The following is a 6,590-nucleotide window of genomic DNA, read 5'->3' as shown; positions in this document are numbered from 1 at the left end:
GGGGTCGGGGGGGGGGGAGGGGGCTGGCGCGGGCCGGGGGAGGGGGCGGGGAGAGGGGCGGGGGGGGGGAGCACGGAAGCCGCAGCCCGCGCAGCGAGCAAAGCGAGCGAGCAGGACCGTCTCCCGGTGGGGCGGTCGCTGTGGGGTGGGACTCAAAGGGGCAGTCGCCGGCGGCTTTGCCGCGGGCTGCCCGTGGCGCGTAGCGCCACGCTGCCGTGAGGCGGGCGCAGGCGATGTAAGCACCGCAACGAGGGAGCGGTAGCGACCGAGTGAGGAGCGTGGTTGGAGAGAGCGAAGCTCTCTCGTCATCCCGAAAATCTCTGATTTTCGGGCGACAGCGAGCGTGCGTCCGCCTCACGGCTGGGGCTTTGGAGATGTTCGGCGCCGCTCCGCTGTCAATCACTTATAAATGGCCGACAGCAACACCGCGGATTCAGCGAAGTCGCTGCCGCTCACCCGCGCAGTCGACCGTGTTCGACCTTGAGACAGCGATCCTGAACCACGTCGATCCCGTCGGCCTCGGCGGCCGCGGCCGCCTCGTCGTGGCTGATTCCGAGCTGGAGCCAAACCGCGCCAGCGTCGCCCCGTTCGGCGTGGCGCTCACGGACGTCGTCGACGACGCCCGGCACCTCCTCGCTCGGCCGGAACACGTCCACGAGGTCGATCTCTTCCTCGACGTCGCCGACCGCGTCGTACGCCGGTTCGCCGAGGACCTCGTCGGCGAACGGGTTCACCGGGACGATACGGTACCCCTGCTCCTGGAGGTACGCCGGCACGTCGTGCGCGGCCTTTCCGGGCGTCGTCGAACAGCCGACGACCGCTATCGTCTCGGCGTCGAGCAGGCGGTCGAGCCCCGCGTCGTCGGTGATGGGCATGGCTCCTCGTACGGGCGCGACACGATTAAGCGGACCCCACGTCGTCGCGGTCCGGGAACCGGCGCGGGCAGTCGACGACTGCCCGCTCAGGGGAGCCGGATCTCGGGCTCGCCGTCCTCGGGAACGGTGACGATCCCGTCGAACAGCTGTTTCAGCGTGTTCATCGCCTGGTCGTCGTGGGCCGTCGAGTCGATGCTGTACAGCCCGAGGCCGTCGACGCTCTGGACTCGGCCGGTGAACACGTGGAGGAACCGGAACACCGTCTGGAGGTCCGAGTACATCAGTAGCGTCGACAGCGAGTGGACCATCACGCGGTTCCGCTCGATGCCGCGGTCGCCGAACGCCTGGAGGAACTCGGAGAGCTTGATCCCGATCCCCGTCATGTCCACCGGCGAGGAGGCGTACTTGATCCGGTCGGACTCGCGGGTGTCGCCGCCCTGCTGGCGGGTGACGCAGTCGACGACCGCGACGGGCTTCCCCTCGTAGGGCGTCCGCTTCTCGTAGTCGCGGAGCACCCGGTCGGCGCCGTCCTTCGTGGTGACGACGATGGCGCCCTCGTCGCGGTCGGTCCCCGCGGCGAGGACGTCCATCATGATCGACCGCTTCCCGCTGAGCGGCGGGCCGGTCAACAGGATGTTGGTCCCGGGATCGACCTCGGCGTCGAAGTGCGGCGTCAGCTCATACATGGACGCACCTCGGGGGCGACGTCGTCGGCGCGAGCCACTCGTTCGGCCGCGAGGCCGTACGACCAGGACACATCTACTACCGAAACATGCCCGCTCCGAATAATATTCTTTTTGATCGCCCCTTGCGAGACGGCGGCGCGTCTCGGCGCGGCTGTCGACCCGATCAGCCGCCGAATTCGGGCGCGTGCTTCGGATCCCACACCTCCAGATCGCGAGAACGTGTCACGTCCGCGAATCGATCGACTCCCGGAGTCGGCGCGGAACCGTCGGACTGCGCGGCGGCGATTTCGGATCGCGGGACTTAACACGCTCTCGGAAGTACACGGCGGTGAGGGCGCTTAGCTCAGTTTGGACAGAGTGCTTGGCTTCGGACCAAGTTGCCACGGGTTCAAATCCTGTAGCGCCCATCCTGCCGCATAACACCGAGGAGTCAACAGACGGCGACGTGGTGTATTTAAACCTTCCTCCGGTATCGGAGTAGAATTTATTATGCCACGTCATTCCCATCTCCTCCGTCGTGCGATTTACTCGAGTCAAGATTACCGCAGTTCATAATGATGCTACTGGAATTGACTTTCTGGAGAACGCTTCAGCCTCTCTCGCGGTCAGCTCGCCACCTCCGCCATCGTTCTTGTTCAATAGTTTGTATTCCCAATAGAATTATTGTAGTCTAGCGCCAACCGCTACGTATGACAGATGAATCAGGGGCCGAACTCTGGAAAGAGCACCAGAGCGCCTTCGACCGCGTGCGCGCGGTCGCCGTTACAGTTTCCGAGCCCAAGCCGGCTGACTGGATTGCAGAGCAGGCTCACGTCGCGGGAAACACTGCGCGTGACCATCTCCAGCGCCTCGTTGAGATGAACGTTCTCCGAACCGCTACCGGAGGGACCGCGACCCGGTATGAACCAGACCCGCTCTACACGCGAATGCAAGCTCTCCGCAACCTCCTCGACGACCGGACTCGCGACGATCTTCTCAAACTGCGTGGCGACCTACAGGAGCAGGTCGAGGAGTGGCAGACCGAGTACGACGCGGATTCACCGAGTGAGCTTCGCGAGCGGGCGGCACATGCCGACACTGCCGAGGCAACGCGAGAGATGCGCCGGACTGCGAACGACTGGGACATCATCGCGTATCGTCTCCAACTTGTAGAGGACGCTATCGAGCATTACGCTGACTACGCTGGAAGTACCCCGGCACCTGCCTGACCGGATGTTCGCGTTCGACGGCGGCTACGACCCCGGACAGGCATCGCACACGGTTCTGCTCGAACTCAGACGCACGATTGAGCGACACCCTGCCGTCCAGCATGCGAGTGGGGAGCCACCTGGCCAATTCATCCGTGTCGTTGCGACACTTGACCCTGCTATCCTCGGAAGCGAAGCGGAGGAGGGAACACTCACTCTTCGGTGGTACGCGGGCGAGGCTGCCGACGCAGACCCGGAGTTCGTCTTTCATTACAGCGAAAATTCAGGCTTCGACTGTGGGTGGCACCACGAGCCGAATCCGCACGTAGATGGATGGGCACACTATCAAGAACATCTCTCCGCGGACGATGAATACGAGTACGAGGCGGTCTCTTTCGACAGCCTCCAGCCAGTACCGTTGCTCTGGGGAATTCTCGACCGTCTCGAAATCCGGCTCACCGACCGCTAAGCATTCCCACCAGATTAGCTGAGGTTCGTGATCTCTAATTCCCGAGCGCGGACCGTCCGCGACGACACGACCGTTATCTCTCGTCCTTCCGCTCGGTACCACACAAGCGCGTAGCCGCCGTCAGCGTCCGTGAGCGTCTCATGCTGGTCCTCCCAGAACTTGAACGTCGGTCGCACGCCGTTCACCATCGACCCCTTCACGTCCCACGGGCGGCCGTCCTCGTTGCTCGCGTCGAACTTGAGCCCGTCCACGACCGGATAGTCGAGCGTGAGCAGGTAGCGGTCCGTCACCCACAGGTCGGCGAGCGTCCTGTACCGACCGAAAATGTACGAATGAGCATGGTGATCGACGCTACACTCGCGCACCTGAGTTGGTCGGAGCCGAACACCTGCGAGACTCGTAACGAATTAGATCCGGCGACGATCCAGCGGTTCAATACTGGTGTACTCAAGCTACGGTACAGGATAAGGATAGAAAGCCGGTAGAGATAATCTCGGATTTACGAGAAGTCGACAGTCTGCTCGAAGATCGCATTTCCACTCGGGTCGTGGATAATGCGAACAGTTTCTTCACCAGAGGGAGCGGTACTTAATCCGGAGTAATCTACAGCCTGATTGGACCCCGTTTGCCAATTACCGCCAGGTGCGAAGTCACTCTCAACTCTCTCTCCGTCGATCGAGACGGTTAGCTCGTCTGCATTAATTGACTGCCCGCCAGTTTTCACAAATGTAATGTTGCTATTGCCGCTAGCATTGACTTCATCCACTGTGAAGCTTGCCTGCGGCGCGGTATCGCCTAACTGATCGCCGAGTCCGAGGACGAACGTCCCGATGACGGCCGCCAGGATGACGGTAATCGCGACCATGAGGATGACGCCGATGACGGGACTCACTGCCCTGTCGTCCGCGTTGGATTGAGTGCTTGGTTTCATTGTTTGAACCCAGCGGCCACCGACGAACGAGGTTTCAGGGACTCAGACGCGGTCGTTGACGCGTAAGACCACCCTCTGCTCGTTCAGATCGGTTGCTGGTTACTCGCAGAGAAGCAGGAGTGGCTTATGTACTTATTGCCACGAATATCAGCGGAGAAAATTGGACGGATAGGGTCAAATTCCCTGACGTGATTACCGTGATCATGGAACCCACGGCGAAAGCCCTCTCCCGGACGTACAGCGATCGCGTGTATCCGGACCCGTGGGAGAAGGTCCTCGATTACCGCCGCGTCCGCGAGTACGCCGCCGAACACTCGAACGCCGGCCGAGTTCGCGTCGGCCGTGCGCTCGATCTCCCCGCCGAGCGCGTCCGGGGCTGGCTCGAAGACGCCGTCCCCGATCCGGTCCGAGGGATCGACACGGCGATCGACCGCGGCTGGCTCGATCCGGATCCCGAGGGTGAGACGGCCGCCGCCCTCGTCGACCTGCTCGCTCACGTCCTCGCCGGCGGGAGCATCCCCGCCGACAACTACGTTCCCGCGGTGACGCCGGGTGAACGCGTGACCGTCGCGGAGATCCGAGCGGCCTTCGAGCGCGTCGGCGTCGAGACGCGCACCCGCAACGCCGACACGCCGGGCCGCGCGACCGAGGTCGTCCCGACCTGTGACGGAACGGTCCTCGGTCGGTGTCTCGTCGCGACCGGCGCGCCGACCGGCGCGAAGACGTCGCTCGACCACCTTCCCGCGGTCGTGTGGGACGTTCCTCGGCCGGTCAGGCGGTCGTTCGCGCGGACCTACGTTCGACACCGCGGGCTGAACTACGCCGACAAGTCGACGACGCGCGTTCAGGTCGAACGGCCGAGTTCGTTCATCGCGGAACTGCGCGAGGTACTCGACGACGTGCTCGACGAGCGCGTGACCACGGCCGACGCCGGGCTCACCATCTCCGCGGCCGCCGCCCGCGAACTCGGCGTCGAGTAGCGCCGCCGGATCAGTCCGCTACCCTTCGAGATCGTCCGCGTCGAGGGCGTCGAGTTCCTCCGGCCGGTCGTAGCGGGTCATACTCTGGATAATGGTTATTGTGATAACGACCCGCATCTTCCTCCCGCGCTCACCGTTACCCCCACCTTCATGAGCCGGTGAGAGCATTGTTCCGTCATGGCAAGCGCGGCGTCGCCGCTCTCGGAACCGCGCGTGTTGGCGCACGCGAAGCGCCGCCTGTTCCCCGACGACGCGGACGACGGGTACGCGGTCGTCGACACGCAGTTCTCGTCCGACCGGTGGCTCGCGAACGAGTCCATCGATCCGGCGGTCACGGACGAGCTGGCGCCGTTCAACCACGTCCGCGTCGGCTCCGGCTACCCCGACCTCGTCGGCGTGCGACTGTTGAGCGACGAGCTACTGGCCGTGGACCGACTGGGCGACGACCCGCCGCTGGTGGTCGTCGAGGCGAAGGGCCACACGAACCGGCGCGACGCCGACGTCGAGCGCGGCATCGTTCAGGCGTACGACCGGCTCCACGAGGCGAACGCCGCGTACGTCGCGGTCCCGGCGGACACCGTCTCGCAGTCCGCACGGACCCTCGCTCGCGAGCTGAACGTCGGCGTCCTCGGCGTGACCCCCGACGGCACCGTGGATCCGGTCGAGACCCCCCGCGTGGTCGGGAACCGAACGACGACCGAGACGACGGCCATCCGGTTCCAAGCCGGCGCGCAGGGCGTCGCCGGCAAGTCGTTCGGCCTCAACCACCCGAAGAACTACCTCGCGTACCCCCTCGCGGTCGCCCACGAGCGAGACGCGGAGCGGGTCCTCGCGGAACACGTCGTGCGCGCCACCGACGACGCCCGAACCGGGGCGGCCTTCCTGAACCTCGTCGACGACCGACCCGACGCCGCTCGACTGACGCCCCTCGGCCGGGAGGTCGTCAGGTTCGCGCTGCGGGAGTACGGGTCGGTCGAGGCCGCGCTCCGGGTGTTCGACGACTGGAAGCGCTCGCGGGAGCGCTTCTGCGACCTGGCGCCGAAGTGGGGAATGCTCACCAGGCGCGTCGTCTATGACTATCCGGCGACGCAGCTCCTCGTCGAGGAGCTCCAGCACATGCACGAGGACGGGATCGGCGAGCCGAGCCTCCCGGACGTCGTCGAGTACCTCCACGCGCTACACCCGTCGTTCACGGTCGAACTGTTCGTCCGCGGGGACGACGACGTCCGGAGCCGCGTCCTGAACGCCGACGGGGAGCTACAGCGCGAGCCCCTCACCGACGGGGAGGTCTACCACTCGCCCACCGTGTTCCAGCTGAAGGCGGTGCTGTACCACGCCGGAATCCTGACTTCGCGGGGCGCGGAACCGTCGAATCTGGACCCGGCGAGCGACGTGTGGGCGTTACGTGACCCCGTGTGACTCGATACAGTCCCGGTTCCAAGACGTGCCCCCAAGCGTTATT

General features: G+C 64.8%; 9 protein-coding genes and 1 tRNA gene. 6 read left to right on the top strand and 4 right to left on the bottom strand.

Going from position 1 to position 6,590, the window contains the following annotated elements; genetic code table 11:
* Positions 1–452: 452 nt before the first annotated feature.
* Together AC4NMM_RS14290 and AC4NMM_RS14285 are read right to left on the bottom strand one after the other, a co-directional pair.
* On the bottom strand, positions 453–875 hold the full coding sequence (locus tag AC4NMM_RS14290; RefSeq protein ID WP_491924563.1) for a CoA-binding protein: 423 nt from the start codon (positions 873–875) through the stop codon (positions 453–455).
* 86 nt (positions 876–961) lie between these two features.
* A complete protein-coding gene (locus AC4NMM_RS14285; RefSeq protein WP_096393453.1) occupies positions 962–1,561 on the bottom strand; it encodes an RAD55 family ATPase in 600 nt (199 codons plus the stop codon).
* Between the two features lie 332 nt (positions 1,562–1,893).
* Between AC4NMM_RS14285 and AC4NMM_RS14280 the strand changes: the two genes are divergently transcribed.
* From AC4NMM_RS14280 to AC4NMM_RS14270, 3 genes are all read left to right on the top strand, one after another.
* Positions 1,894–1,968 (top strand) — tRNA-Arg (locus AC4NMM_RS14280).
* A gap of 282 nt (positions 1,969–2,250) precedes the next feature.
* Complete coding sequence (locus tag AC4NMM_RS14275) at positions 2,251–2,769, top strand: DUF7342 family protein (protein WP_491924562.1); 519 nt, start codon at positions 2,251–2,253, stop codon at positions 2,767–2,769.
* A 4-nt stretch (positions 2,770–2,773) separates the two neighbouring features.
* Positions 2,774–3,217 (top strand): hypothetical protein, encoded by a 444-nt coding sequence (locus AC4NMM_RS14270; RefSeq protein ID WP_491924561.1) that lies wholly within the window; start codon positions 2,774–2,776, stop codon positions 3,215–3,217.
* 14 nt (positions 3,218–3,231) lie between these two features.
* Here AC4NMM_RS14270 and AC4NMM_RS14265 read toward each other — a convergent pair whose 3' ends face one another.
* Positions 3,232–3,582 carry a PD-(D/E)XK family putative nuclease gene (locus AC4NMM_RS14265; protein ID WP_491924560.1) on the bottom strand — a complete coding sequence of 117 codons (351 nt, stop codon included), beginning with the start codon at positions 3,580–3,582 and terminating at the stop codon, positions 3,232–3,234.
* Between AC4NMM_RS14265 and AC4NMM_RS14260 the strand changes: the two genes are divergently transcribed.
* Positions 3,550–3,702, top strand: a complete 153-nt coding sequence (locus AC4NMM_RS14260; protein ID WP_491924559.1) for a DUF7386 family protein — start codon at positions 3,550–3,552, stop codon at positions 3,700–3,702. The two genes, AC4NMM_RS14265 and AC4NMM_RS14260, sit on opposite strands and share 33 nt — an antisense overlap.
* A 14-nt stretch (positions 3,703–3,716) precedes the next feature.
* Here AC4NMM_RS14260 and AC4NMM_RS14255 read toward each other — a convergent pair whose 3' ends face one another.
* Positions 3,717–4,148, bottom strand: coding sequence for a type IV pilin domain-containing protein (locus AC4NMM_RS14255; protein ID WP_491924558.1), 432 nt, complete (start codon positions 4,146–4,148; stop codon positions 3,717–3,719).
* A gap of 203 nt (positions 4,149–4,351) precedes the next feature.
* Here AC4NMM_RS14255 and AC4NMM_RS14250 point away from each other — a divergent pair, with 203 nt between their 5' ends.
* Positions 4,352–5,128 carry a hypothetical protein gene (locus AC4NMM_RS14250; protein WP_491924557.1) on the top strand — a complete coding sequence of 259 codons (777 nt, stop codon included), beginning with the start codon at positions 4,352–4,354 and terminating at the stop codon, positions 5,126–5,128.
* 177 nt (positions 5,129–5,305) lie between these two features.
* A complete protein-coding gene (locus tag AC4NMM_RS14245) occupies positions 5,306–6,547 on the top strand; it encodes a hypothetical protein (protein WP_491924556.1) in 1,242 nt (413 codons plus the stop codon).
* Positions 6,548–6,590: the final 43 nt, after the last annotated feature.

The sequence above is a fragment of the Halorubrum sp. SD41 genome, assembly GCF_058630335.1.
This window is presented reverse-complemented; position numbering and strand designations above follow the sequence as displayed.